The following is a 25,667-nucleotide window of genomic DNA, read 5'->3' on the forward strand; positions in this document are numbered from 1 at the left end:
AAGGATGGAGGAAACTTATGGTATTACAACGAAATGAAATCAATGAAAAAGATACATGGGATCTATCAACGATCTTTGAAACTGACCAGAAATGGGAAGAAGAACTCGCCCTTTTAACGGAAGATACAAAACAAGCAGCTAGTCTTGAAGGACATCTCTTGGATAGTGCAGAGAGTCTTCTTGACATTACAGAGCGTTATCTGGACTTGAGTCGTCGTCTTGAAAAACTTTATGTCTATGCACATATGAAAAACGACCAAGATACTCGAGTAGCTAAGTATCAAGAATACTATGCAAAAGCAATGGCTCTTTATAGTCAACTTGATCAGGTCTTCTCTTTCTATGAACCAGAATTTATGGCTATAATAGAAGACCAGTATCAAAACTTTTTAACAGAAGAACCAAAACTCCAGCCTTATAAACACTTCTTTGATAAACTATTGCAAAATAAGGACCATGTCCTTTCACAACGTGAAGAAGAGTTACTTGCAGGTGCTGGTGAAATCTTCGGTGCTGCTAGTGAAACCTTTGCTATTTTAGATAATGCAGATATCGTCTTTCCATTTGTTAAAGATGAAGATGGAAATGAAGTACAATTGTCACACGGCGTTTATATGCGCTTGGTAGAATCTAAGAATCGTGAGGTTCGTCGTGGAGCTTATGAAGCCCTCTATGCTACTTATGAGCAATACCAGCACACTTACGCTAAAACCTTGCAGACCAATGTTAAAGTGCAAAACTATCGTGCAAAAGTTCGAAACTATAAGAGTGCGCGTGAAGCAGCTCTTGCAGCAAACTTTGTGCCAGAAAGTGTTTATGACAATCTAGTATCTGCTGTTCGTAAGCACCTGCCACTCTTGCATCGTTATCTGGCTCTTCGCTCAAAAATCTTGGGTATTCCAGACCTCAAAATGTATGATGTCTATACACCATTGTCTTCAGTGGAATACAGCTTTACTTATGAGGAGGCCTTGAAGAAAGCAGAAGAAGCTTTGTCAGTTCTTGGTGAGGATTACTTGAGCCGAGTTAAACGTGCCTTCAGCGAACGTTGGATTGATGTTTATGAAAATCAAGGCAAGCGTTCAGGTGCATATTCAGGTGGTTCTTATGATACCAACGCTTTTATGCTCCTTAACTGGCAGGATAACTTAGATAATCTCTTTACTCTTGTACATGAGACTGGTCACAGTATGCATTCAAGCTATACACGTGAAACACAACCTTATGTATACGGTGATTATTCAATCTTCTTGGCAGAAATTGCTTCAACTACTAATGAAAACATCCTAACAGAAAAATTATTGCAAGAAGTTCAAGACGATGCAACACGCTTTGCCATTCTCAACAACTTCTTGGATGGTTTCCGTGGAACAGTCTTCCGCCAAACTCAATTTGCAGAATTTGAACATGCTATCCACCAAGCCGATCAAAATGGTGAAGTCTTGACAAGTGAGTTCCTAAACAATCTCTATGCTGACTTGAACCAAGAATATTATGGCTTGAGCAAGGAAGACAATCCTCAAATCCAGTACGAGTGGGCTCGTATCCCGCATTTCTACTATAACTACTATGTCTATCAATATTCAACAGGCTTTGCAGCAGCTTCAGCTTTGGCTGAAAAGATTGTTCATGGTAGCCAAGAGGATCGTGATCGCTATATCGACTATCTCAAAGCAGGGAAGTCAGACTATCCACTCAATATCATGCGTAAAGCTGGTGTTGACATGGAAAAAGAAGATTACCTCAACGATGCCTTTGCAGTCTTTGAACGCCGTTTGGATGAGTTTGAAGCCCTTGTTGAAAAATTAGGATTGGCATAAGGCAGATGGTAAAGTCTTATAGTAAAAATGCCAATCATAACATGCGACGTCCTGTTGTCAAGCATGAGATTGTCGAGTTCATGCGCCACAGACAAAAGCAGGTGACAGGTTCCCTAAAAGAACTAGAAAACTTTGCTCGCAAGGAAAATATTCCCATCATTCCTCATGAAACCGTCGCCTACTTTCGTTTCCTTATGGAAACCATTCAACCAAAAAATATTTTAGAGATTGGTACGGCGATTGGATTTTCAGCACTTTTGATGGCAGAGCATTCACCCAAGTCAAAAATCACCACTATTGACCGAAATCCTGAGATGATTGGTTTTGCCAAGGAAAATTTTGCAAAATTTGATCAACGCAAACAAATCACTCTCTTAGAAGGTGATGCGGTAGATGTCTTGTCAACGTTGACAGAGACCTATGATTTTGTGTTTATGGATTCTGCTAAGTCCAAATACATCATCTTTCTACCAGAAATCCTCAAACACCTAGAAGTAGGTGGAGTGGTTGTCTTAGATGATATTTTCCAAGGAGGAGATATTGCTAGGGATATCATGGAAGTCCGTCGAGGACAAAGAACGATTTATCGTGGCTTGCAACGACTCTTTGATGCGACTTTGGACAATTCAGGATTAACCGCTACTTTAGTTCCTCTTGGAGACGGAATTCTCATGCTGAGAAAAAATCAAGCAGAAGTAGAACTGCCTGATATTGATTGATTTCAGATATTTTTAAGACAATTTGGTAAAATAGATAAGGTAAACCTTTAATTAGTGAACAAAAGGAGTAAACATGAAGAAAAAACTAATGGCAGGAGCCATCACATTGTTGTCAGTAGCTACTTTGGCTGCTTGTTCCAATAGCTCTGAAGGAGCAGACTTGATCAGTATGAAGGGTGATGTGATTACAGAACATCAATTCTACGAAGAAGTTAAAAATAATCCAACTGCTCAACAAGTCTTGCTGAATATGACCATTCAAAAAGTTTTTGAAAAACAATATGGTTCAGAAGTTAGCGATAAAGAAGTAGAGGATGCCGTTGCAGAAGAACAAAAGAAATACGGTGATAGCTATCAAACGATTCTCGCCCGTTCAGGTATGACTGCAGAAAGCCGTAAAGCTCAAATTCGTACCAGTAAATTAGTTGAGTATGCTGTTAAGAAAGCCGCTGAATCTGAATTAACAGATGAAAACTATAAAAAAGCATTTGAAGAGTATACTCCAGAAGTAACGGCTCAAATTATTAAACTTGACAGTGAAGATAAGGCTAAGGAAGTTCTTGCCAAAGCAAAAGAATCTGGAGCTGATTTTGCACAACTTGCAAAAGACAATTCTACAGATGAAAAGACTAAAGAAAATGGTGGAGAAATTACCTTTGACTCTGCATCAACAGAATTGCCAGACGTGGTTAAAAAAGCTGCTTTTGCGCTTGATGTCAACGGAATTTCAGATGTTATCACTGCTCCAGGAACTCAAGCTTATACAAGTAGTTTCTACATTGTTAAGTTGACGAAGAAGTCAGAAAAATCTTCTAACTTGGATGATTATAAAGAAAAACTTAAAACAATCATTTTGACTCAAAAACAAAATGATGCAACCTTTGTTCAAGGTGTTATTAGTAAAGAATTGCAAGATGCCAACATTAAAGTTAAAGATCCGGCCTTCCAAAATATCTTTACGCAATACATCAAAGGCGAAACAACTTCTGACAGCAGCAGTAGCGCCTCAAACTAAGATAGTAATGAACTACCTTCCTCTGTCTGGAAGGTAGTTTTTAAGTTTATAAAATATCAACATTATAGTTTTATAAGTCCTAGTAACTAAAAACAATCGATAGGTCGGATAAGGGACCACTCAAGACATTCTTGTTCAGAGTCCGTTTTGAGTAAAATTCGAATGTTTATACTGTAAGAGTTTTTTTCTAGGCTAAAAAATGGTATAATAGCATGTAAAACTAGAAATAATATGGGAAAATTAAAATATTTTTCCGAAAGATAGGTGACATATGAAAATAAGTAAAAGGCACTTGCTGAATTATTCCATTTTGATTCCTTATTTACTGTTATCCGTTTTAGGATTGATAGTAGTTTATTCGACAACTAGTGCAACTCTTATCCAAGAGGGAAAAAGTACCCTGCAACTGGTTCGAAATCAAGGAATTTTCTGGATAGCCAGTTTGTTTTTAATTGCCTTGATTTATAAATTGAAATTAGGATTTCTGCGAAATGAGCGATTACTCTTTATCGTCATGTTTGTTGAGCTGATACTGCTAGCTCTAGCGCGTTTAATTGGGATTCCTGTCAATGGGGCCTATGGCTGGATCAAGGTTGGTCCAATAACGATTCAACCAGCAGAGTATTTAAAAATTATCATTGTCTGGTATCTAGCACAGCGTTTTTCAAAACAACAGGATGAGATAGCTGTTTACGACTTCCAAGTTTTAACCCTTAATCAGTGGATTCCTCGAGCATTTAATGATTGGCGTTTTGTTCTACTGGTTATGATTGGTAGTTTGGCGATTTTCCCAGACCTAGGAAATGCTACTATCTTGATTTTAGTATCCTTGCTCATGTATACTATCAGTGGAATAGCTTATCGATGGTTCACAACTATTCTGGGCTTACTAGCTGGTGTCTCTATGATTTCCTTAACAGCCATTCGGATAATCGGTGTTGAGAAATTCTCTAAAATTCCTGTATTTGGTTATGTTGCCAAGCGGTTCAGTGCTTTTTTCAACCCCTTTAATGACTTGGCTGGAGCTGGACACCAGTTGGCCAATTCCTACTATGCTATGGTTAATGGAGGATGGTTTGGTCTGGGATTAGGAAATTCTATTGAAAAACGAGGGTATCTGCCAGAAGCCCATACGGACTTTGTCTTTTCGATTGTCATTGAAGAGTTTGGATTTGTAGGAGCAAGTCTTATTCTCGCTCTCCTATTCTTCTTAATTCTACGAATCATTTTGGTAGGAATTCGCGCAAGGGATCCTTTCAACTCAATGGTAGCAATAGGTATTGGGGGAATGATCCTGATACAGGTATTTGTTAACATTGGGGGTATATCAGGCTTGATTCCTTCAACAGGGGTAACCTTCCCTTTCCTTTCGCAAGGGGGGAATAGTCTCTTGGTTCTTTCTGTAGCCATAGCATTTGTATTAAATATTGATGCCAGTGAAAAGCGTGCGCGACTTTTTAGTGAATACGAAGCACAGCTTTAAGACATAGATAACAAGGAGAAAAAAAATGTCTCTTCAAAAGTTAGAAAATTATAGTAACAAAACGGTCGTACAAGAAGAAGTTCAAATCTTGACAGATATGCTGGAAGATATCACAAAAAATATGCTTCCTGCTGAAACCTTTGATAAGATTATGCACTTGAAGGAACTTTCGTCAAAACTTGACTATCAAGGGCTAGATAAAGTAGTAACAGGTCTTTCAAATGATGAGATGGTCTACATTTCTAGATATTTCTCTATTTTGCCTCTCTTAATTAACATCTCAGAAGATGTTGACTTGGCTTATGAGATTAACCATCTAAATAATGTCGATCAAGACTATCTGGGTAAATTGTCAACAACGATCAAAATGGTGGCTGAAAAAGAAAACGCTGCTGAGATTCTTGAACACTTGAACGTGGTACCAGTTTTGACCGCCCACCCAACTCAGGTTCAACGTAAGAGTATGTTGGATTTGACCACTCATATCCATACCCTTTTGCGTAAATATCGTGACGTGAGAATGGGACTCATCAACAAAGAAAAATGGCATAATGATCTTCGTCGCTATATTGAGATTATCATGCAGACAGATATGATTCGTGAGAAGAAACTAAAAGTAACCAACGAAATCACCAATGTGATGGAATACTATAATAGTTCCTTCCTACAGGCTGTTCCTAACTTGATGTTAGAGTACAAACGTCTAGCAAAAGAGCAAGGAATTGATCTTAAACAAGCAAAACCTATTACTATGGGAATGTGGATTGGTGGAGACCGTGATGGAAATCCATTTGTAACTGCTGAGACGCTTCTGCGTTCTGCTACTATCCAAAGTGAAGTGATCTTGAACTACTATATTAGCAAGATTTCTAGTCTCTATCGTACCTTCTCTCTCTCGACTAATTTATCAAAAACTAGTAAAGCTGTTGAAGAAATGGCTGCTCAATCTGGTGATACATCAGTCTTTCGTGAGAAAGAACCCTATCGTCGCGCCTTTCATTTGATTCAATCCAAATTGATTCAAACACTCTTGAATTTAAAAGAATGGTCTGTTGTTGGCTCGTCAGCTGATGAACGTCATCCTGTTGAACGTCTTCTAGGTACTCAAGGACATCAACAAGGAGTGATTACAGACTATATTAGTAATCGACTTTCAGGAGCTATTCAAGAGCTAGCTGAAGATCGTCCACCATTTTACGAAACAGTTGAAGAGTTCAAAAAAGATCTATATACCATTAAGGATTCATTACTTGAAAACAAGGCAGAGTCCTTACTCACAGGTGAATTTGCAGAACTTTTAGAAGCTGTAGAAGTATTTGGTTTCTTCTTGGCCTCCATCGACATGCGTCAAGATTCAAGCGTCCACGAAGCCTGTGTAGCTGAATTGTTGGCATCTGCTGGAATCAATGACCACTATAGCGATTTGTCAGAAGATGAAAAATGTGACTTGCTATTGCATGAATTATTAGAAGATCCTCGAATCTTGTCTGCAACTCATGCTGAGAAGTCTGAACTTCTCGAAAAAGAACTGGCTATTTTCCAAACAGCACGTGAATTAAAAGACCGTTTGGGAGAAGATGTCATTCGTCAAACGATTATCTCTCATGCAACTAGCGTGTCAGATATGCTGGAGTTGGCTATCATGCTCAAAGAAGTAGGTCTGGTAGATGCTGAAAAAGCGCGTGTTCAGATTGTTCCACTCTTTGAAACAATTGAGGACTTGGACCATTCTGAAGAAACAATGAGAAAGTATTTCTCTCTACCACTTGCTAAGAAATGGATTGCTTCTAAAAACAATTACCAAGAAATCATGCTTGGCTACTCTGATAGTAATAAGGATGGCGGTTATCTATCATCTTGTTGGACACTTTATAAGGCCCAACAACAATTGACTGCTATTGGTGACGAATTTGGAGTCAAAGTAACCTTCTTCCATGGTCGTGGTGGTACCGTTGGCCGTGGTGGTGGCCCTACATATGATGCCATTGCTTCTCAACCACTCAAGTCTATCAAGGATCGTATCCGTTTGACAGAGCAAGGGGAAGTTATCGGCAACAAATACGGAAACAAGGATGCAGCCTACTATAACCTCGAAATGTTGGTTTCAGCAGCTATCAACCGTATGATTACCAAGAAGAAGAGTGATACCAATACGTCAAATCGCTATGAAGCCATCATGGATCAAGTGGTGGAACGCAGTTACGATATCTACCGTGAACTCGTATTCGGAAATGACCATTTCTATGATTATTTCTTTGAATCTAGTCCAATCAAGGCGATTTCAAGTTTCAATATTGGTTCTCGTCCAGCAGCTCGTAAAACGATCACTGAAATCGGTGGTCTACGTGCTATTCCTTGGGTATTCTCATGGTCACAAAGTCGTGTTATGTTCCCAGGTTGGTATGGTGTTGGTTCAAGCTTCAAAGAATTCATCGATCAAGATCCAAAAAATATCGAATATCTTCGTGATATGTATCAAAATTGGCCATTCTTCCAGTCACTCCTATCTAACGTAGACATGGTATTATCTAAATCAAATATGAATATCGCCTTTGAGTACGCTAAACTGTGTGAAAGTGAAGAAGTTCAAGCAATCTACTATACTATCTTAGATGAATGGCAGTTGACTAAGGACGTTATCTTGGCTATTGAAGGCCATGAGGAGCTCTTGGCAGAAAATACTTATTTGAAAGACAGTCTCAACTACCGCATGCCTTATTTCAATATCCTTAACTATATTCAGTTGGAATTGATTAAGCGTCAACGTCGAGGTGAGCTATCTTCAGATGAAGAAAGATTGATCCATACGACCATTAACGGAATTGCTACAGGATTACGTAATTCAGGCTGATACAAGTTAGATTTTATAAAAAACGTAGGAATTTTTGTTAATATTTAAAATATTTTATGAAAACCCTTGACAAGTTTTAGTAAAATGATATAATTTAAGCATTCAGAAAGTAATCATTGAAATTTTTTAGAGAGTCTGTGGTTGGTGGAAACAGATAGGTGGAAGTGATGAAAATTGGGCTGAATGTTATTAAGAATTTGAAATCATAAGAATTCGGTGAGCACACCTTACAGTGCAACTCGTTTTAGCGAGTAAGAGCGATAGGACTAGTTCCTATAATTGAGGTGGCACCGCGCATCGACGTCCTCACACAAGTTTTTTGTGTGAGGACTTTTTCTATGGGAGGAAAAAATTATGGAAATCAAACGATGGCGTCGCTTGAATAAGTGATTGAATAAAAAAATAATAAGTTAAGAAGAAATAAGGAGAAAATTATGAAAAACAAACGTCTACTCGGTATTATCGTAGCATTAGCACTTGTAGTTGGAGGAAGCTTGGTATATTCTAGCTTAACGAAACAAGAAATTAAAACTGAGACAGCTAATAAAACAGCTAAGGTTGGTGTTCTTCAGTTTGTAAGCCACCCATCGCTTGACTTGATCTACCAAGGTATCCAAGATGGACTTGCTGAAGAAGGTTATAAAGGTGACCAAGTCAAAATCGACTTTATGAACTCAGAAGGTGACCAAAGTAAGGTTGCCACAATGAGTAAACAATTGGTGGCAAACGGAAATGATGTAGTTGTTGGTATTGCAACACCAGCAGCTCAAGGTCTTGCAAGTGCAACAAAAGACCTTCCTGTTATCATGGCTGCTATCACAGATCCAATTGGTGCTAACCTTGTACAAAACTTGGAAAAACCAGGTGGGAACATCACAGGGGTATCTGACCACAACCCTGCTGAACAACAGGTTGAATTGATCAAAACTTTGACACCTGATGTCAAGACGGTTGGAGCTCTTTACTCAAGTAGTGAAGATAACTCAAAATCACAAGTTGAAGAATTTAAAACTTACGCTGAAAAAGCTGGTTTGAAAGTCGAAACATTCGCAGTTCCTTCAACGAACGAAATTGCTTCAACAGTGAACGTTATGACTGGTAAAGTAGATGCAATCTGGGTTCCAATCGATAACACAATCGCATCTGCATTCTCAACTGTCGTTTCAAGCAATCAAACAGCTAAAAAACCAATCTACCCAAGTGCGACTGCCATGGTAGAAGCTGGAGGCTTGGCATCAGTCGTTGTTGACCAACACGATCTTGGTGTTGCTACTGGTAAAATGATTGCCAAAGTCTTGAAGGGGGAAAAACCTGCAGATACACCAGTTAATGTCTTCTCAACTGGTAAATCAGTGATCAACAAAAAAGTTGCTCAAGAACTTGGAATCACTATTCCTGAATCAGTTCTCAAAGAAGCTGGTCAAGTAATCGAATAAGAATGAAGGAGGAGTTGGAGACATCTCCTCCAATTTTTAAAATAAAGGAAATGAATCAAACATGCTAATATCTATTATTTCACAGGGATTGGTCTGGGCTATCCTAGGTTTAGGAATCTTTATGACCTTTCGTATCTTGAACTTTCCAGATATGACAACGGAGGGCTCTTTCCCCTTGGGAGGAGCTGTAGCAGTGACTCTGATTACGCAAGGAGTTAATCCTTTTCTTGCGACTTTAGCGGCTGTAGGGGCAGGGTGTCTTGCTGGTTTAGCAGCGGGGTTATTATATACCAAAGGGAAGATTCCAACTCTTCTATCAGGAATTTTAGTCATGACTTCTTGTCATTCTATCATGCTTATGATTATGGGACGAGCTAACCTTGGGCTCTTAGGAACAAAACAAATCCAGGATGTTCTTCCATTTTCATCAGAGGTTAATCAATTACTGACAGGTTTAATCTTTGTGACTTTGGTTATCCTTCTCATGCTTTTCTTCCTAGATACCAAACTTGGACAGGCCTATATCGCTACAGGGGATAATCCAGACATGGCTCGTAGTTTTGGTATCAATACAGGACGTATGGAGCTTATGGGCTTGGTCTTGTCAAATGGTGTAATCGCACTTGCTGGTGCCCTTATCGCTCAACAAGAAGGCTATGCCGATGTCTCTCGTGGTATCGGTGTTATCGTTGTTGGTCTTGCCAGCTTGATTATCGGTGAAGTCCTCTTCAAGAGTCTTACCCTAGCAGAACGCTTGATTACAATTGTAGTTGGTTCCATCAGCTATCAATTCTTGGTATGGGGAGTCATTGCTCTCGGCTTTAACACTAGCTACCTCCGTCTATATAGTGCCCTTATCCTAGCAACTTGCTTGGTAATTCCAACCCTTAAGGATAAATACTTGAAAGGAGTCAAGTTAAGCAAATGACAGCAATTGTAGAATTAAGAAATGCCACAAAAATTGTGACAAATGGCTTTGACGAAGAAAAGATTATTCTAAACGATGTTTCACTTGATATTTATGAACATGACTTCATCACAATCTTGGGTGGAAATGGTGCAGGGAAATCAACCCTCTTTAATAGCATTGCAGGAACGCTACCCTTGACTAGTGGTAGCATTCGTATCATGGGTGAGGATGTGACTCATTTCAGCCCTGAGAAACGTGCCAAGTATCTCTCTCGTGTCTTCCAAGATCCTAAGATGGGAACAGCTCCACGTATGACAGTTGCAGAAAATCTTTTGATTGCCAAGTTCCGTGGAGAAAAACGTGGACTTTTCCCAAGAAAATTGTCATCCTATAAGGAAGAATTTCAAGCGACCATTGAGAAGGTTGGCAATGGTCTAGAGAAGCATTTGGATACACCGATTGAATTTTTGTCAGGTGGACAAAGACAGGCCTTGAGTCTATTGATGGCAACCTTGAAGCGCCCAGAACTCCTTTTGTTAGATGAGCATACAGCTGCACTTGACCCTAAAACAAGTGTTGCCTTGATGGAATTGACAAATGACTTTATCAACAAGGACCATCTAACAGCTTTGATGATTACTCACCATATGGAAGATGCTCTCAAGTATGGAAATCGCTTGATTGTTATGAAAGATGGACAAATCATCCAAGATTTAAACAAGGATGAAAAAGCCAAGATGAAAATTTCCGATTACTATCAACTGTTTGAGTAATTGATTTTAAATAATTGAGATAAAAAACTTAGAAGTAGGCTTTTGCTTCTAAGTTTTTTGGTGAATTTTAAATATTGCTTTTTTTCCTTTTCGTCAGTTTTACTTTGGAGTATAATCAGTATAAGAATCTTAAACTTGGATAGGAGTAGGAGATAAAAAGATGACTTACACACAAGAAGATTTTCAAGAATGGATTTTTCAGATTGGATTTAAGATGGACTATTTTACTAGGGAGTTTGCTGAGGAACAAGGCCTTCATTTAGACTATAGCATGAAGTCTTTGGATGATTTGGAGGCCTGGATCTTGGCTCACTACGAAGACCACCATGTTTTGATAGCAGACCGCCAGATGTTGGATTATTTGACCGTTTATATCGGTGAAACCTTCCGTAAGCATCTAGGAGGTAAATGGTTTATTGACCTTAAAAATAAAAAGAATGCCTATTATTCTATGCCTGTATTGACCGACCCATCATATAGAGGAGAAGTTTATATAGCACCTATGACTTTTGCAACGGCTTGTATTAGTAGAAAAGATGGTCAGTATATTAGCAGAATATTGAAAAATAATCTCGAAGATCAAGTGAAATAGGATTTTATTTCTTTTGTTTTTCTTTCAAATATTAGAATGATTTCCTCAGAAGATTCAGTTTTTCATGATAGCTGGAAACTTATGAAATAGTCTCATGTAAAGTGTATGAAATGGTTTACTTTTTTTCAGAAATAAGCTATACTAGTTAGTGTAAACTGTGATAAAATGGAGGTATTGTCTATGGTTGACAAGAGACTCATCGAAGAGATCAAAAACAATACCAATATTGTCGAAATCATAGGAGAAGTGATTTCTTTACAAAAATCTGGACGGAACTTTTTAGGGCTCTGTCCTTTTCATGGTGAAAAGACCCCTTCCTTTAACGTGGTCGAGGATAAGCAGTTTTACCACTGTTTTGGTTGTGGTCGTTCTGGAGATGTTTTTAAGTTTATTGAGGAGTATCAGCAGGTAACCTTTGCGGATGCAGTGAGGATATTAGCTAAGAGACTTGGGATTCAGATGGCAGCGCCTGTTCAAAGTTCTGTACAGCCTAGTTCGCCCCATCAAAATCTCTACGATATGCATGAGAAAGCAGCTCGTTTTTATCATGCTATTCTCATGACGACTAAGATGGGTGAAGAGGCGAGAAACTATCTCTATAAACGTGGCTTAACAGATGATGTTCTCAAGCATTTTATGATTGGTTTAGCTCCAGCAGAACGCTCTTATCTATATCAGCGTTTAGCCGATGATTATAGTGAGAAGGACTTGCTGGATTCAGGTTTGTTTTATCTATCTGAGAGTAACCAATTCTTTGATACCTTTCATAATCGCATTATGTTTCCTCTTTCAAATGATCAAGGAAAGGTGATTGCCTTTTCTGGTCGTGTATGGCAAGAGACTGATTCTCAAACTGGAAAGTATAAAAATAGTCGAGCGACGGCAATTTTTAACAAAAGTTACGAATTATATCATTTGGAGAGGGTAAAAAAAGGATCGGGCAAGGCTCCTGAAATCTACCTGATGGAAGGGTTTATGGATGTCATTGCGGCTTATCGTGCTGGTATTGAAAATGCAGTTGCTTCTATGGGGACCGCACTGACGGGTGAACATGTGGAGCATCTGAAACGCTTTACCAAAAAAGTGATCGTCACCTATGACGGAGATAAGGCTGGGCAAGCTGCGACGGCTAAAGCCTTGGACGAGCTTAAAGATATACCTGTCCAAGTAGTCCAGATTCCTGACGCGATGGATCCGGATGAATATTTGCAGAAAAACTCTCCTCAAGACTTGGCTTATCTCTTAACCAATACACGCATTAGTCCTGTTGAGTTTTACATCCATCATTTCAGACCTGAAAATAGTGAAAATCTACAAGCTCAGATTGAATTTATAGAGAAAATTGCTCCCTTAATCGCCAAGGAACCCTCTATCACAGCTCAGAATTCCTACATTCACATTTTGACGGATCACTTGCCATCTTTTGACTATCAGCAAGTCGAACATATTGTCAATGAAAGTCGTGTTAGACAGAGAAAGGAGAAGGTCAAGGAGACCTATAGTCCGAGTCCTGTCACCATGTCTGTCTCCAAGCAGCTGACAGCAGTGATGAGAGCGGAGGCTCATATCCTCTACCGAATGATGGAACATCCTTTGGTGCTCAATGACTACCGCTTAAGAGATGACTTTATTTTTGAAACTCCAGAGTTTCAGACCTTGTATGGACTCTTGATTGATAATGGAAGTATCTCGTCTGAGGATTTGGCTCATCAGACTAGAGAAGTGGAAAGTGCTTGGTATCAAGTCCTAGCCTTAGATTTGCCACCTGAGATGTCCCCTCACGAGTTAGCTGAAGTGGAAGAGTCTCGAAAAAGAGCTCTCTTGAATCAGGAAAATCTGCAAATTAAAAAGAAAGTTCAGGAAGCTAGCCATGTCGGTGATACAGACACCGCATTAGAAGAGCTAGAACGCTTAATTGCCCAAAAAAGAAGAATGGAGTAAGAATGGCAACAAAACAAAAAGAAGTAACAACCTTTGACGTCCAAGTAGCGGAATTTATTCGCAATCATAAAAAAACTGGTACGGCTACAGATGACGAAATCAATAACGCCCTGGTAATTCCCTTTACTTTAGATGTGGAAGGAATTGAGAATCTTTTGCAACGCATTCAAGATGCTGGCATCTCAATTACGGACAACGAAGGAAATCCAAGTGCGCGTGTTTTGAGCACTGAGGAAGAACCAGAGTTGACTGATGAAGATTTGATCGGTTCAACCTCAGCTAAGGTCAATGACCCTGTCCGTATGTATTTGAAAGAAATCGGGGTTGTACCTCTGCTTACAAATGAAGAGGAAAAAGAATTAGCTCTTGCTGTTGAAGCGGGTGATATCGAAGCTAAACAACGCCTTGCAGAAGCTAACCTTCGTTTGGTAGTATCTATCGCTAAACGTTATGTTGGACGTGGAATGCAGTTCCTTGACTTGATCCAAGAAGGAAACATGGGCTTGATGAAGGCCGTTGATAAATTTGACTACTCTAAAGGGTTCAAATTCTCAACTTATGCGACTTGGTGGATTCGTCAAGCTATTACTCGTGCAATTGCTGACCAAGCTCGTACCATCCGTATCCCCGTACACATGGTTGAAACCATTAACAAGCTTGTTCGTGAACAACGTAATCTGCTTCAAGAGTTGGGACAAGATCCAACTCCTGAACAAATCGCCGAACGCATGGATATGACACCAGACAAGGTCCGTGAAATCCTCAAGATTGCCCAAGAACCAGTTTCTCTTGAAACACCAATCGGTGAAGAAGATGATAGCCATCTTGGTGACTTTATCGAGGACGAAGTGATTGAAAATCCAGTGGACTATACAACTCGTATCGTTTTGCGCGAACAATTGGATGAAGTTTTGGATACTCTTACAGATCGTGAAGAAAATGTCTTGCGTCTCCGTTTTGGTCTTGATGATGGGAAAATGCGTACCTTGGAAGATGTTGGTAAAGTCTTCAACGTGACTCGTGAGCGTATCCGTCAGATTGAGGCAAAAGCTTTGAGAAAACTTCGCCAGCCAAGTCGAAGCAAACCACTTCGTGATTTCATTGAAGATTAAGTTGAGGGAGAGTGAAGATGGCTTATACAGAAGAGCAAATTGAAAATATCAAAACACGTATTTTGACAGCCTTAGAAGAAGTGATTGACCCAGAATTAGGGATTGATATTGTCAATCTAGGCTTGATCTACGAGATTCGTTTTGATGGCGATACAGGTGAGACTGAAATTGATATGACCTTGACAACCATGGGTTGTCCCTTGGCAGATCTTTTAACTGACCAAATCTATGATGCTATGACAGATGTTCCAGAAGTTACTAACGTTGAAGTCAAATTAGTATGGTATCCAGCTTGGACAGTTGAGAAAATGAGTCGTTACGCTCGTATCGCTTTAGGCATCAAGTAAGTAAATGATAAAAAGAGAAATAGTGTAGACGCCAGGAAATTCCCAGCTTTTATACTATCTCTCTTTTTATTTGCTGATTTTATTTGAAGAAAATGGTATAATGGTTACTATGGAAAAAGAGAAATTACGCATCAACATGCTAAGTTCAAGTGAAAAAGTAGCAGGCCAAGGTGTGTCTGGTGCATACCGTGAACTGGTACAGCTTTTAAAACGAGATGCGAAAGACCAACTGATCGTAACAGAAAATCTTCCAATCGAAGCGGATGTTACTCATTTTCATACGATTGATTTTCCTTATTACCTCTCGACCTTTCAGAAAAAACGTTCTGGACGTAAGATTGGCTATGTTCACTTCTTACCGGATACTTTGGAAGGTAGTTTGAAGATTCCATTCTTCTTAAAGGGGATTGTCAAACGCTATGTATTTTCTTTTTACGACCGTATGGAGCATCTGGTTGTGGTCAATCCTACCTTCATTGAGGATTTGGTTGCTGCTGGAATTCCACGTGAAAAAGTGACCTATATTCCTAACTTTGTCAACAAAGAAAAATGGCATCCACTTCCTATAGAGCAAGTTGAACAACTTCGTAAAGATATGGGAATTGATGAGAATCAGTTTGTAGTAGTTGGTGCAGGTCAGGTTCAGAAGCGTAAAGGAATAGATGACTTTATCACTCTAGCTGAGGAATTACCTGATATCACTTTTATTTGGGCTGGTGGATTCTCTTTTGGGGGAATAACCGATGGTTATGAGCGCTATAAAAAGATTATGGATAATCCTCCAGAAAATCTAATTTTCCCAGGGATTGTAGATCCAGAACGGATGAGAGAACTCTATGCCTTGGCTGATCTTTTCTTGCTTCCAAGTTATAACGAGCTCTTTCCAATGACTATTTTAGAAGCTGCGAGTTGTGAAGCACCCATTATGCTTCGTGATCTAGATCTTTACAAGGTCATTCTTGAAGGAAATTACAGACCAACAAGTGATGTAGAAGAGATGAAAGAGGCTATCTTGGAATATCGAGAGCATCCAGAAACACTAAAAGAATTAAAAGAAAAGGCTAAGGCCATTTCAAGAGAATATTCAGAAGAACATCTTCTTGAAATCTGGCTAAAATTCTATCGGGAGCAAGCAGCTTTAGGAAAAAAATGAGGTAGTATATGCGAATTGGATTATTTACAGATACTTATTTCCCGCAGGTCTCGGGTGTTGCGACCAGTATTCGAACCTTAAAAACAGAACTTGAAAAGCAAGGACATGCCGTCTTTATCTTTACAACAACAGACAAGGATGTTAATCGTTATGAAGACTGGCAGATTATCCGTATCCCTAGTGTTCCTTTCTTTGCCTTTAAGGATCGTCGTTTCGCCTATCGTGGATTTACGAAAGCTCTTGAGATAGCAAAACAATATAAGCTGGATATTATTCATACGCAGACTGAGTTTTCTCTTGGTTTATTAGGGATTTGGATAGCGCGTGAGTTGAAAATCCCTGTTATTCATACCTATCATACCCAGTACGAAGATTATGTCCACTATATCGCTAAAGGGATGTTGATTCGTCCAGGTATGGTAAAGTACCTTGTGAGAGGCTTCCTTCATGATGTTGATGGTGTGATTTGTCCAAGTGAGATCGTGCGAGACCTTCTATCAGATTATAAGGTAAAAGTTGAAAAACGAGTTATTCCTACAGGGATTGAGCTAGCCAAGTTTGAACGACCTGAGATTGGACCAGAACATATCGCAGACTTACGGGTTAAACTAGGTATTAAGGAAGATGAAAAGATGCTTCTTAGCCTTTCACGTGTCTCTTACGAGAAGAACATTCAAGCTGTTCTGGCAGCATTTCCAGAAGTTCTAAAAGAAGAGCAAAATGTTAAATTAGTCGTAGCTGGAGATGGTCCTTATCTGGAAAATCTCAAGGAGCAAGCAGCAGATTTTCAGATTCAAGATTCTGTTATCTTTACTGGTATGGTTGCCCCAAGTGAGACAGCGCTCTATTATAAGGCGGCTGACTTCTTTATCTCAGCTTCAACTAGTGAGACGCAAGGCTTGACCTATCTTGAAAGTCTTGCAAGTAAGACTCCGGTAATAGCTCATGGAAATCCCTATCTTGATAACCTCATCAATCATAAAATGTTTGGAACGCTTTATTATGAAGAGAGAGATCTAGCAGGGGCTATTTTAGAAGCTTTAATTGCAACTCCAAAGATGGATGAGAAACTTTTGGCTGAAAAATTGTATGAAATTTCAGCTGAGAATTTTGCTAAGAGAGTGCATGAATTCTATCTAGATGTTATTATTTCAAATAATTTTGAAAAAGAATTGACTGCAGATGAACCTGTTACGAAACGCATTTTAAAGACAGTATTTTATATACCACAACAAGCAGTGTCTATGCCGGTCAAGGGTTCAAGACGTATGTTGAAAGCTTCTAGAAAACAGTTGAGTCATTTAAGAAAATATTTGAACGATTAATCGAATCAAAGAAAGGAAATAAAATATGAAAAAGAAATTTATGAGAAGTGGTAGAGATCAAAAAATCGGTGGTGTATGCGCTGGTTTAGCTAATTATTTTGATATTGACCCTACAATTGTACGTGTGGTTTGGGGAGTTCTAGCTTTCTGTTATGGTGCTGGACTAATTGCTTACTTGATTTTGTGGGCAATCGCTCCTGTATCAGATGAATTTTAAGATTAGAGTATTATAGTAAAGGAGAAAAAATGGCATTTGGTGATAATGGGAAACGTAAAAAAACTTTCTTTGAAAAACTAACAATGTTTGTCGTGTTAATCATGTTATTTGTAACCCTAGCAGGTATCTTTGCTACAGCCATTGGTGTATTTAGCAGATTTTAAAATGCTAGATTTTCTAGCAAGTAGTAATAGTTGGTGACTGGGATTTCCCAGCCCTTTTTAGAGTGAGAAAAGAATATGAGTATGTTTTTAGATACAGCCAAGATCAAGGTCAAGGCTGGAAATGGTGGCGATGGGATGGTTGCCTTTCGCCGTGAAAAATACGTCCCTAATGGCGGTCCATGGGGAGGTGATGGAGGCCGTGGTGGTAACGTTGTCTTTGTTGTAGATGAAGGTTTACGTACCCTGATGGACTTCCGTTACAATCGTCATTTCAAGGCCCAATCGGGTGAAAAAGGGATGACTAAAGGAATGCATGGTAGAGGGGCAGAAGACTTGATTGTTCGTGTACCTCAAGGGACAACTGTGCGTGATGCTGAGACTGGAAAAGTCATCACTGACTTGATTGAGCACGGCCAAGAGTTTATCGTTGCTCACGGTGGTCGAGGTGGTCGTGGAAATATCCGTTTTGCAACACCAAAAAATCCTGCTCCAGAGATCTCTGAGAATGGAGAACCTGGTCAGGAGCGCGAATTACAGTTAGAACTTAAAATCCTTGCTGATGTTGGTTTGGTTGGATTCCCTTCAGTTGGAAAATCAACTTTGCTCAGTGTAATTACCTCTGCAAAACCTAAAATTGGTGCCTACCACTTTACAACAATCGTTCCTAATCTTGGTATGGTCCGTACCCAATCAGGGGAGTCCTTTGCAGTGGCAGACCTACCTGGATTGATTGAAGGTGCTAGTCAAGGCGTGGGCTTGGGAACTCAGTTTCTTCGCCATATTGAGCGTACTCGAGTTATCCTTCACATCATCGATATGTCAGCCAGTGAAGGTCGCGATCCTTACGAAGATTATCTAGCTATTAACAAAGAGTTGGAATCTTACAACCTTCGTCTGATGGAGCGTCCCCAAATCATTGTTGCTAATAAGATGGATATGCCAGAGAGTCAGGAAAACCTTGAAGAGTTCAAGAAAAAATTGGCTGCTAATTATGATGAATTTGAAGAATTACCGCCAATCTTCCCAATCTCAGGTTTGACCAAGCAAGGTTTAGCACCTTTATTGGACGCAACGGCTGAACTTCTTGAGAAGACCCCAGAATTCCTTCTTTATGACGAGTCAGAAATGGAAGAAGAAGTTTATTATGGCTTTGATGAAGAAGAAAAACCATTTGAAATTAGTCGTGATGATGATGCAACTTGGGTACTTTCAGGTGAAAAACTCATCAAACTCTTTAACATGACTAACTTTGACCGTGATGAGTCTGTTATGAAGTTTGCTCGTCAGTTGCGTGGTATGGGAGTTGATGAAGCTCTCCGTGCCCGTGGCGCCAAGGATGGAGATTTGGTTCGTATCGGTAAGTTTGAGTTTGAATTTGTGGACTAGGAGATAGCTATGGGAGATAAACCGATATCTTTCCGTGATGCTGATGGAAATTTTGTTTCTGCAGCAGATGTCTGGAATGAGAAGAAGTTAGAAGAACTGTTTAATCGTCTCAATCCAAATAGAGCTTTGAGACTTGCAAGAACTAAAAAGCAAGCTGAAAATAGCAAATCATAAAATAAACCCGTGATGAAAGTCATCACGGGTTTTTGTTACCGATCAAAAAATAGAGGTGGTGCAAATTGTTTGAGGCGTTCAAAGCAAGATTGAGCTTGCTCCTTATCCTCGCAGATAACCAAACAGACATCATTTCCACAGATAGTAGCGACTATTTCAGGAAAATTTAGGGCGTCCAAGATAGATCCGAAGGATTGTGCCAAACCTGGATAGGTTTTGATAACAACTTGGTGTTGGACGGGTTGCATCATGTAGAGGGCTTCCTCCATATAGACTTCTAGCCGTTTTTCCCACTTGGATGTAGAGCCAGTGTTTATTGAATAATAGGAGTGTTCACCTTCACGAATCTTAGAAAGATTCATCAGGTTAATGTCTCTTGAAAGTGTTGCTTGTGTGACCTGTACTCCGTTTTCAATCAGTAGTTCTTGTAATTCAGTTTGGGTATGAATTTTTTGTTTAGTGATTAGGGCTCGGATGAGCTGGTGTCTTTGCTCGGCTTTGTTCATCTACAGTTACCTCCCTTTGAAAAGGTATCTCAAGATTGGACTGTGCAAGATCGACAGTCAAGTGATAGTCTGTATTGTCACGTACAGTAATCTCAAAGTCTGTAGTATAAAGAACGAGACGTACTGTATCGCCTTCTTTTAGTTTGTAAATAGTTGGTTGGAGTTCAAATTGGAATTCCATCCATTCATCAGGCTTAACTTCTTCAATTTTCAATAAATCATGACGATTTTGAAGATTGAGATAACCTTTGGTGATAACGCGCTGTGCACTTGGGCTAAATGGTAGCTCGCAAAGATTTTCCAGCATGTGGTAACGACCATTATCAATGGTACGAGCAGACAAGACTCCTGGATACGGTTGTAGGTATTTCTTTTGACCAAGTTCGAGAAGTTGGGCAGATAGTAAGCCTTTATTTGTACTTGATTTGAGACGGAGGTTTAGTTTAACACGCCCATTGAGATGAAGGTCTTCTGTCACTGGCAGGTCAATGGTAACCTGATTGACTTTCCCTTGATAGAGTTCATTGTTAAAGGTTTGGTAGGTCTTTCCAAAACGTTCAAAGTCAGAATCTTGGTAGTGATTTTGAATGACAGCTTCTTCAGTACCTAATGTGAAAGTTTTGTGGTCAGTTTGATTTCCGAAATCATCTAATGTCATCCAAGTTTGAGGACTGGTGTTATCTTGCCAAACGACTCTTGGAAGCTGGTAATCAGTTTCTTGCCCCAATAATTTCTGTGTCAGAAGGGCATTCATAGATTCACGGAAATCAATAGACTGCCAGTTGTTCATATAAACATGTGCACCGTTATGATAAAAGAGATGTTTATTAATATGCTTTGGAAGAGCATTGAACATTTGATAGACATGAAGTGGTTTTACATTCCAGTCTTGCGAACCGTGGGTAAAGACGACTTCAGCCTTAACTTTTTCAGCATTGAGTAGGTAGTTTCTGTCATGCCAAAATTGGTTATAATCACCAGTTTTACGGTCTAGATTTTTCTTCAGTTCTTCTATAGAATCTTTATGAGCCTCGTTTCCACGGATAAAGTCACCAGCTAAGAGATTACGAGAATAAGTTAATTCATCTAATGAATCGAAGTCCTCCCCTGGATAGCCACCAGGGCTTGTTACCAGACCATTTTCACGATAATAGTTGTACCAAGAAGAAATACCTGCTTCAGCAATAATGACTTCTAAACCATCAACTCCTGTAGTAGCCAGACCATTAGACATTGTTCCTAGGTAAGAAAGACCAGTAGTTGCTACTTTACCATTTGACCAGTCAGCCTTGACCTGACGTTTACGACTGTGGTCTGTGAAGGCACGACAACGACCATTGAGCCAATCAATAACATTTTTATAGGCTTCAACTTGGCGGTAATCTCCGTTTGTCATTTGACCTTGAGAATCCTTGGTACCAAGACCAGATACGTAGATATTTGCAAATCCTCTTGGAAGGAAGTGGTCATTAAGTGTGTAGCTGCTATTGATATGAGTGAGTCTTTCTTCAGCTTCTGAAACAAGTTCAGCTTCTCCAACAGGTTCAACCAAGTCTAATGTTGGTTTTTCTAGAGAAATTTCATGCGGTTCCTTGACTTCTAGCTCAGCTTCCATTTTGTAAAGAGCTTTATCGCTTGCCTTATCATTGGTTCCTTGGTGGTAAGGACTTGCCGTCATGACAGCTGGAATTTTGCCGTGGTAAGATGGACGAATAATGTTTACCTTGATAAGATCTGGCAGTCCATCATTATCAGAATCAATACGACTCTCTACATAAACAACTTCACGAATAACATTGTTTGCAGAGAAGGTTGCCAAGCTCTTGCCATTGAAGTAGTGGTAATCATTGTCCTCAGGGATAAGACCATCGCTAACCAATTGATCAATCAAGGTATTTCCCTTTTTAGTGCGCGTGTTAAGGAGTTGATAGAGATTGTCAATCAAATTTCCGTATACAATAGGGAATGCCGTTTCTTTATGAAAAGCAAGACAATCTTCAAAGTCTGTCAAGTAACTGAAACCAAGCAACTGAAAGGCAACAGTATAGAAAATTTCTGCAGTTAATTCACGATCAGAATTGAAGAAAGTGAGCAGATCAGTTTCTTTATCAACAGCTAAAGTTGAGAAGGGATAATCCGTATTTTTGTAATTGAAAAAACAAGTTCTAACAAAAGCTTCAAACAGTTCTTTATCAGAATTTGATTGGTCAAGCTTGAATCCAAGGCTGGATAATTCCTGTAAAGCTTCTTGCTGGCTTACAGGATAGTAACTGAATTGATTAAAACGCATAGATGCCTCCTTTGAAGAATCATTAAATTTATTATATCAAAAAAGTAGGGAAAATGATAGGATCAGCTGGTTTGTAAAGGCTAAATTGCTAATTTTCTAATAGAGTTTAAGAGAGTGTTTTATCTGGCCTTATCTTGATTTTTTGAGTATCCTAAAAGGTTATGCTATACTAGAAATATGTTAGATTTGGAGAAATATGGTGTGACCATGTGGGAAGAGGACAAGATTCTCTCTTTCCGTCAAAAACTATTAGCTTGGTATGACGAAAACAAGCGGGATTTACCCTGGAGACGAAGCAAGAACGCTTATCATATCTGGGTATCTGAAATCATGTTGCAGCAGACTCGAGTTGATACCGTCATTCCCTATTATGAACGTTTTTTAGACTGGTTTTCGACTGTAGAGAGTTTAGCAAATGCTCCTGAGGAACGCTTATTAAAAGCCTGGGAAGGACTTGGCTATTATTCTCGTGTTCGCAATATGCAAACAGCTGCTCAACAGATTATGAATGAATTTGAAGGCAAGTTTCCGTCAACTTATGAAGGTATTTCAAGCTTAAAAGGGATTGGTCCTTATACAGCTGGTGCAATCTCTAGTATTGCCTTTAACCTTCCGCAGCCTGCAGTAGATGGCAATGTCATGCGTGTTTTGGCACGTTTATTTGAAGTCAATCATGATATTGGAAATCCTAGCAATCGCAAGATTTTTCAAGCAATGATGGAAATCTTGATTGACCCAAATCGTCCAGGTGATTTCAATCAGGCTTTGATGGATTTAGGTTCAGATATTGAGGCACCTGTTAATCCAAGACCGGAGGAGAGTCCTGTTAAGGAGTTCAGTGCTGCTTACCAACATGGGACCATGGATCGCTATCCCATTAAGGCTCCCAAGAAAAAGCCAATCCCTATTTATCTAAAGGCTCTTGTAGTGCAAAACAATCAGGGGCAGTTTCTATTAGAGAAGAATGAGAGTGAAAAACTCTTGGCTGGATTTTGGCATTTTCCCTTGATTGAAGTTGATGAATTCTCAGACCAGACTCAGGACTTGGACCTTTTTAGTCAAGTAGCGGAGCCAATTCTAGAACTGGGACCATCTCCACAGGAGAGTTTTGAACAGGACTATGATCTTGAAGTTGATTGGCAAGATCTACGATTTGAAGAGGTCAAGCACATTTTTAGCCATCGTAAATGGCATATCCAGATAATTGCAGGCCGAGTTACTGAAACACAGGAATATGCAGATAGAGAAGTCCTTTGGTTAAGTCCGGAAGAATTTATCAATTATCCCCTAGCTAAACCTCAGCAAAAGATTTGGCAAGCCTACTTGAAAAGAAGCTGCTAGTATCGGTCTTTCGTGTCTTCTTTACATTTTTTTGGTATAATGAGATAAGGAAAAAGGTGACTAAATGAAAAAAATACTAATTGTAGATGATGAAAAACCCATCTCAGATATTATAAAATTTAATATGACCAAGGAAGGTTATGAAGTTGTAACTGCTTTTAATGGTCGTGAAGCTCTTGAACAATTTGAAGCTGAGCAACCAGATATTATTATCTTGGATTTGATGCTTCCAGAGATTGATGGACTTGAAGTTGCAAAAACTATTCGTAAGACAAGTAGTGTTCCTATTATCATGCTTTCAGCAAAGGACAGCGAGTTTGATAAGGTTATTGGGCTTGAACTTGGAGCGGATGACTATGTAACCAAGCCATTTTCAAATCGTGAACTACAGGCCCGTGTTAAAGCTCTTCTCCGTCGTACAGATATTGTCTCAGTTGATAACCAAGAACCTGAAACGAAATTACAAAGTCTGCAGATTGGCGATTTGGAGATTTTACCCGATGCTTACGTGGCTAAGAAATATGGTGAAGAGTTAGACCTAACCCACCGAGAATTCGAACTCTTACATCATTTAGCTTCTCATCTTGGTCAAGTTATTACCCGAGAACATCTTCTTGAAACTGTTTGGGGATATGACTATTTTGGAGATGTCCGTACAGTTGATGTAACAATTAGACGTTTGCGCGAGAAGATTGAAGACACACCAAGTAGACCTGAATACATCCTAACTCGTCGTGGAGTAGGATATTATATGAGAAATAATGATTGAAGTAATTAAACAAACAATTTTGACGAGTGACTTTATCTTTATCCTCATCCTAATTGGCTTTATTATGCTGGTGACTTTTCTTTTGCTTGAGAGCCGTCGTGATAATATTCGCCTTAGACAGCTAAACCAGAAGGTTAAGGATTTGATTGCTGGTGATTATTCTCAGGTTTTGGATATGCAGGGAAGCTCAGAGATAACTAATATCACTAACAATCTTAATGATTTGTCAGAAGTAATCCGTTTGACTCAAGAAAATCTGGAACAAGAGAGTAAAAGGTTGAATAGTATCTTGTCCTACATGACAGACGGAGTACTTGCGACCAATCGTCGTGGTCAGATTATCATGATTAATGATATGGCTAAGAGACAACTTGGAGTTGAAAGGGATGATGCTCTTAATCAAAATATCTTAGAGTTACTCAAGATTGAAGAAGAGTATGAGCTGAGAGATCTCATTACCCAAAGTCCTGAATTGATGATTTATTCGCAAAATGTGAATGGGGAGTATATCAGCTTGCGCGTGCGTTTTGCCTTGATTCGTAGAGAGTCTGGCTTTATCTCTGGTTTAGTAGCAGTTCTACATGATACAACTGAACAAGAGAAGGAAGAACGAGAGAGAAGGCTTTTTGTTTCGAACGTTAGTCATGAGTTGCGTACACCTTTGACCAGTGTAAAATCCTATCTTGAGGCCTTGGATGAAGGAGCTCTTACAGAACCGGTTGCTCCAGACTTTATCAAGGTTTCTCTGGATGAAACCAACCGTATGATGCGGATGGTGACGGACCTCTTGCATCTTTCACGGATTGACAATGCAACTAGTCACTTAGATGTTGAATTGATTAATTTTACGGCCTTTATCACTTTTATCCTTAATCGTTTTGATAAAATGAAAAGTCAGGATGAGGAGAAGAAGTACGAGTTGGTGAGAGATTATCCGATTAACTCTGTTTGGATTGAGATTGATACGGATAAGATGACCCAGGTGATTGATAATATTTTAAATAATGCTATCAAGTATTCACCAGATGGTGGAAAAATCACTGTAAGCATGAAGACTACAGATGATCAGATGATTTTATCAATTTCGGACCAAGGGCTTGGGATTCCTAAAGAAGATCTACCAAAGATTTTTGACCGTTTTTATCGTGTTGACAAGGCAAGAAGTCGTGCTCAAGGTGGTACTGGTCTAGGACTTGCTATTGCTAAAGAAATCGTCAAACAACATAAGGGATTTATCTGGGCTAAGAGTGAATACGGTAAGGGTTCAACCTTTACTATCGTACTGCCATACGATAAGGATGCCGTGAAAGAAGAGATTTGGGAGGATGAACTAGAAGACTAGA

General features: G+C 39.3%; 23 protein-coding genes. 21 read left to right on the forward strand and 2 right to left on the reverse strand.

The window, feature by feature from the left end; all coding sequences use genetic code 11:
* The first annotated feature begins 17 nt into the window (after nt 1-17).
* The 18 genes from pepF (at nt 18) to PCY08_RS07660 (ending at nt 19,418) form a co-directional block, all read left to right on the forward strand.
* Nucleotides 18-1,820: an oligoendopeptidase F gene (pepF, locus tag PCY08_RS07575; RefSeq protein WP_301559956.1), complete on the forward strand. Its 1,803-nt coding sequence runs from the start codon at nt 18-20 to the stop codon at nt 1,818-1,820.
* 5 nt (nt 1,821-1,825) lie between these two features.
* Entirely contained in the window at nt 1,826-2,539 is a 714-nt protein-coding gene (locus PCY08_RS07580) for an O-methyltransferase (RefSeq protein ID WP_083500989.1), read from the forward strand.
* A gap of 73 nt (nt 2,540-2,612) precedes the next feature.
* Nucleotides 2,613-3,554 carry a peptidylprolyl isomerase PrsA gene (gene prsA, locus PCY08_RS07585; protein ID WP_301559957.1) on the forward strand — a complete coding sequence of 314 codons (942 nt, stop codon included), beginning with the start codon at nt 2,613-2,615 and terminating at the stop codon, nt 3,552-3,554.
* Between the two features lie 271 nt (nt 3,555-3,825).
* Nucleotides 3,826-5,037 carry an FtsW/RodA/SpoVE family cell cycle protein gene (locus tag PCY08_RS07590; protein WP_301559958.1) on the forward strand — a complete coding sequence of 404 codons (1,212 nt, stop codon included), beginning with the start codon at nt 3,826-3,828 and terminating at the stop codon, nt 5,035-5,037.
* 25 nt (nt 5,038-5,062) lie between these two features.
* Nucleotides 5,063-7,888: a phosphoenolpyruvate carboxylase gene (gene ppc / locus PCY08_RS07595; protein WP_301559959.1), complete on the forward strand. Its 2,826-nt coding sequence runs from the start codon at nt 5,063-5,065 to the stop codon at nt 7,886-7,888.
* A gap of 434 nt (nt 7,889-8,322) precedes the next feature.
* Entirely contained in the window at nt 8,323-9,324 is a 1,002-nt protein-coding gene (trpX, locus tag PCY08_RS07600) for a tryptophan ABC transporter substrate-binding protein (protein WP_301559960.1), read from the forward strand.
* Nucleotides 9,325-9,385: 61 nt separating this feature from the next.
* Complete coding sequence (locus PCY08_RS07605) at nt 9,386-10,252, forward strand: ABC transporter permease (protein ID WP_301559961.1); 867 nt, start codon at nt 9,386-9,388, stop codon at nt 10,250-10,252.
* Nucleotides 10,249-11,007, forward strand: coding sequence for an ABC transporter ATP-binding protein (locus tag PCY08_RS07610; RefSeq protein WP_070459428.1), 759 nt, complete (start codon nt 10,249-10,251; stop codon nt 11,005-11,007). Before PCY08_RS07605 ends, PCY08_RS07610 begins: the two co-directional genes overlap by 4 nt.
* 160 nt (nt 11,008-11,167) lie before the next feature.
* The gene (locus tag PCY08_RS07615; RefSeq protein WP_049503529.1) at nt 11,168-11,599 is read left to right on the forward strand and encodes a hypothetical protein; all 432 of its coding nucleotides are present in this window, start codon (nt 11,168-11,170) and stop codon (nt 11,597-11,599) included.
* 180 nt (nt 11,600-11,779) lie between these two features.
* Entirely contained in the window at nt 11,780-13,540 is a 1,761-nt protein-coding gene (gene dnaG, locus PCY08_RS07620; protein ID WP_301559962.1) for a DNA primase, read from the forward strand.
* 2 nt (nt 13,541-13,542) lie between these two features.
* Nucleotides 13,543-14,652, forward strand: coding sequence for an RNA polymerase sigma factor RpoD (rpoD, locus tag PCY08_RS07625; RefSeq protein WP_000201894.1), 1,110 nt, complete (start codon nt 13,543-13,545; stop codon nt 14,650-14,652).
* Between the two features lie 17 nt (nt 14,653-14,669).
* Nucleotides 14,670-14,999, forward strand: a complete 330-nt coding sequence (locus tag PCY08_RS07630; protein WP_000331926.1) for a metal-sulfur cluster assembly factor — start codon at nt 14,670-14,672, stop codon at nt 14,997-14,999.
* A 100-nt stretch (nt 15,000-15,099) separates the two neighbouring features.
* Nucleotides 15,100-16,152: a glycosyltransferase family 4 protein gene (locus PCY08_RS07635; protein WP_261673717.1), complete on the forward strand. Its 1,053-nt coding sequence runs from the start codon at nt 15,100-15,102 to the stop codon at nt 16,150-16,152.
* Nucleotides 16,153-16,160: 8 nt separating this feature from the next.
* On the forward strand, nt 16,161-17,477 hold the full coding sequence (locus tag PCY08_RS07640) for a glycosyltransferase family 4 protein (RefSeq protein WP_301559963.1): 1,317 nt from the start codon (nt 16,161-16,163) through the stop codon (nt 17,475-17,477).
* A 25-nt stretch (nt 17,478-17,502) separates the two neighbouring features.
* A complete protein-coding gene (locus PCY08_RS07645; RefSeq protein ID WP_301559964.1) occupies nt 17,503-17,694 on the forward strand; it encodes a PspC domain-containing protein in 192 nt (63 codons plus the stop codon).
* A 29-nt stretch (nt 17,695-17,723) separates the two neighbouring features.
* Nucleotides 17,724-17,858 (forward strand): DUF4044 domain-containing protein, encoded by a 135-nt coding sequence (locus PCY08_RS07650; RefSeq protein WP_000863850.1) that lies wholly within the window; start codon nt 17,724-17,726, stop codon nt 17,856-17,858.
* Nucleotides 17,859-17,933: 75 nt separating this feature from the next.
* Complete coding sequence (obgE, locus tag PCY08_RS07655; protein ID WP_301559965.1) at nt 17,934-19,244, forward strand: GTPase ObgE; 1,311 nt, start codon at nt 17,934-17,936, stop codon at nt 19,242-19,244.
* A 9-nt stretch (nt 19,245-19,253) separates the two neighbouring features.
* Nucleotides 19,254-19,418: a hypothetical protein gene (locus tag PCY08_RS07660; RefSeq protein ID WP_000502583.1), complete on the forward strand. Its 165-nt coding sequence runs from the start codon at nt 19,254-19,256 to the stop codon at nt 19,416-19,418.
* A gap of 35 nt (nt 19,419-19,453) precedes the next feature.
* Here PCY08_RS07660 and PCY08_RS07665 read toward each other — a convergent pair whose 3' ends face one another.
* A complete protein-coding gene (locus PCY08_RS07665) occupies nt 19,454-19,924 on the reverse strand; it encodes an arginine repressor (protein WP_001030117.1) in 471 nt (156 codons plus the stop codon).
* Nucleotides 19,875-22,214 (reverse strand): Xaa-Pro dipeptidyl-peptidase, encoded by a 2,340-nt coding sequence (locus tag PCY08_RS07670; RefSeq protein ID WP_301559966.1) that lies wholly within the window; start codon nt 22,212-22,214, stop codon nt 19,875-19,877. Before PCY08_RS07670 ends, PCY08_RS07665 begins: the two co-directional genes overlap by 50 nt.
* 177 nt (nt 22,215-22,391) lie before the next feature.
* Between PCY08_RS07670 and mutY the strand changes: the two genes are divergently transcribed.
* The 3 genes from mutY to vicK all read left to right on the forward strand — a co-directional run bounded on the left by mutY (nt 22,392) and on the right by vicK (nt 25,666).
* Nucleotides 22,392-23,555: an A/G-specific adenine glycosylase gene (gene mutY / locus PCY08_RS07675; RefSeq protein WP_301559967.1), complete on the forward strand. Its 1,164-nt coding sequence runs from the start codon at nt 22,392-22,394 to the stop codon at nt 23,553-23,555.
* 64 nt (nt 23,556-23,619) lie between these two features.
* Nucleotides 23,620-24,324, forward strand: a complete 705-nt coding sequence (gene yycF, locus PCY08_RS07680; protein ID WP_000722070.1) for a response regulator YycF — start codon at nt 23,620-23,622, stop codon at nt 24,322-24,324.
* Nucleotides 24,317-25,666 (forward strand): cell wall metabolism sensor histidine kinase VicK, encoded by a 1,350-nt coding sequence (vicK, locus tag PCY08_RS07685; RefSeq protein ID WP_223140896.1) that lies wholly within the window; start codon nt 24,317-24,319, stop codon nt 25,664-25,666. The genes yycF and vicK overlap by 8 nt, the downstream gene beginning before the upstream one ends.
* Nucleotide 25,667: the final 1 nt, after the last annotated feature.

This window comes from Streptococcus sp. SO4, from assembly GCF_030440055.1.
GTDB classification, from domain to species: Bacteria; Bacillota; Bacilli; order Lactobacillales; family Streptococcaceae; genus Streptococcus; species Streptococcus nidrosiense.

What these genes read in the sequence shown, in the direction of transcription:
- PCY08_RS07645 (WP_301559964.1), top strand. Translation starts at nt 17,503, where the DNA reads ATGAAAAAGAAATTTATGAGAAGTGGTAGAGATCAAAAAATCGGTGGT.
- vicK (WP_223140896.1), top strand. Translation starts at nt 24,317, where the DNA reads ATGATTGAAGTAATTAAACAAACAATTTTGACGAGTGACTTTATCTTT.
- PCY08_RS07660 (WP_000502583.1), top strand. Translation starts at nt 19,254, where the DNA reads ATGGGAGATAAACCGATATCTTTCCGTGATGCTGATGGAAATTTTGTT.
- prsA (WP_301559957.1), top strand. Translation starts at nt 2,613, where the DNA reads ATGAAGAAAAAACTAATGGCAGGAGCCATCACATTGTTGTCAGTAGCT.
- PCY08_RS07590 (WP_301559958.1), top strand. Translation starts at nt 3,826, where the DNA reads ATGAAAATAAGTAAAAGGCACTTGCTGAATTATTCCATTTTGATTCCT.
- PCY08_RS07640 (WP_301559963.1), top strand. Translation starts at nt 16,161, where the DNA reads ATGCGAATTGGATTATTTACAGATACTTATTTCCCGCAGGTCTCGGGT.
- PCY08_RS07635 (WP_261673717.1), top strand. Translation starts at nt 15,100, where the DNA reads ATGGTTACTATGGAAAAAGAGAAATTACGCATCAACATGCTAAGTTCA.
- PCY08_RS07670 (WP_301559966.1), bottom strand. Translation starts at nt 22,214, where the DNA reads ATGCGTTTTAATCAATTCAGTTACTATCCTGTAAGCCAGCAAGAAGCT.
- PCY08_RS07665 (WP_001030117.1), bottom strand. Translation starts at nt 19,924, where the DNA reads ATGAACAAAGCCGAGCAAAGACACCAGCTCATCCGAGCCCTAATCACT.
- yycF (WP_000722070.1), top strand. Translation starts at nt 23,620, where the DNA reads ATGAAAAAAATACTAATTGTAGATGATGAAAAACCCATCTCAGATATT.
- mutY (WP_301559967.1), top strand. Translation starts at nt 22,392, where the DNA reads ATGTTAGATTTGGAGAAATATGGTGTGACCATGTGGGAAGAGGACAAG.
- PCY08_RS07610 (WP_070459428.1), top strand. Translation starts at nt 10,249, where the DNA reads ATGACAGCAATTGTAGAATTAAGAAATGCCACAAAAATTGTGACAAAT.
- PCY08_RS07615 (WP_049503529.1), top strand. Translation starts at nt 11,168, where the DNA reads ATGACTTACACACAAGAAGATTTTCAAGAATGGATTTTTCAGATTGGA.
- trpX (WP_301559960.1), top strand. Translation starts at nt 8,323, where the DNA reads ATGAAAAACAAACGTCTACTCGGTATTATCGTAGCATTAGCACTTGTA.
- rpoD (WP_000201894.1), top strand. Translation starts at nt 13,543, where the DNA reads ATGGCAACAAAACAAAAAGAAGTAACAACCTTTGACGTCCAAGTAGCG.
- PCY08_RS07650 (WP_000863850.1), top strand. Translation starts at nt 17,724, where the DNA reads ATGGCATTTGGTGATAATGGGAAACGTAAAAAAACTTTCTTTGAAAAA.
- PCY08_RS07580 (WP_083500989.1), top strand. Translation starts at nt 1,826, where the DNA reads ATGGTAAAGTCTTATAGTAAAAATGCCAATCATAACATGCGACGTCCT.
- pepF (WP_301559956.1), top strand. Translation starts at nt 18, where the DNA reads ATGGTATTACAACGAAATGAAATCAATGAAAAAGATACATGGGATCTA.
- ppc (WP_301559959.1), top strand. Translation starts at nt 5,063, where the DNA reads ATGTCTCTTCAAAAGTTAGAAAATTATAGTAACAAAACGGTCGTACAA.
- obgE (WP_301559965.1), top strand. Translation starts at nt 17,934, where the DNA reads ATGAGTATGTTTTTAGATACAGCCAAGATCAAGGTCAAGGCTGGAAAT.
- PCY08_RS07605 (WP_301559961.1), top strand. Translation starts at nt 9,386, where the DNA reads ATGCTAATATCTATTATTTCACAGGGATTGGTCTGGGCTATCCTAGGT.
- dnaG (WP_301559962.1), top strand. Translation starts at nt 11,780, where the DNA reads ATGGTTGACAAGAGACTCATCGAAGAGATCAAAAACAATACCAATATT.
- PCY08_RS07630 (WP_000331926.1), top strand. Translation starts at nt 14,670, where the DNA reads ATGGCTTATACAGAAGAGCAAATTGAAAATATCAAAACACGTATTTTG.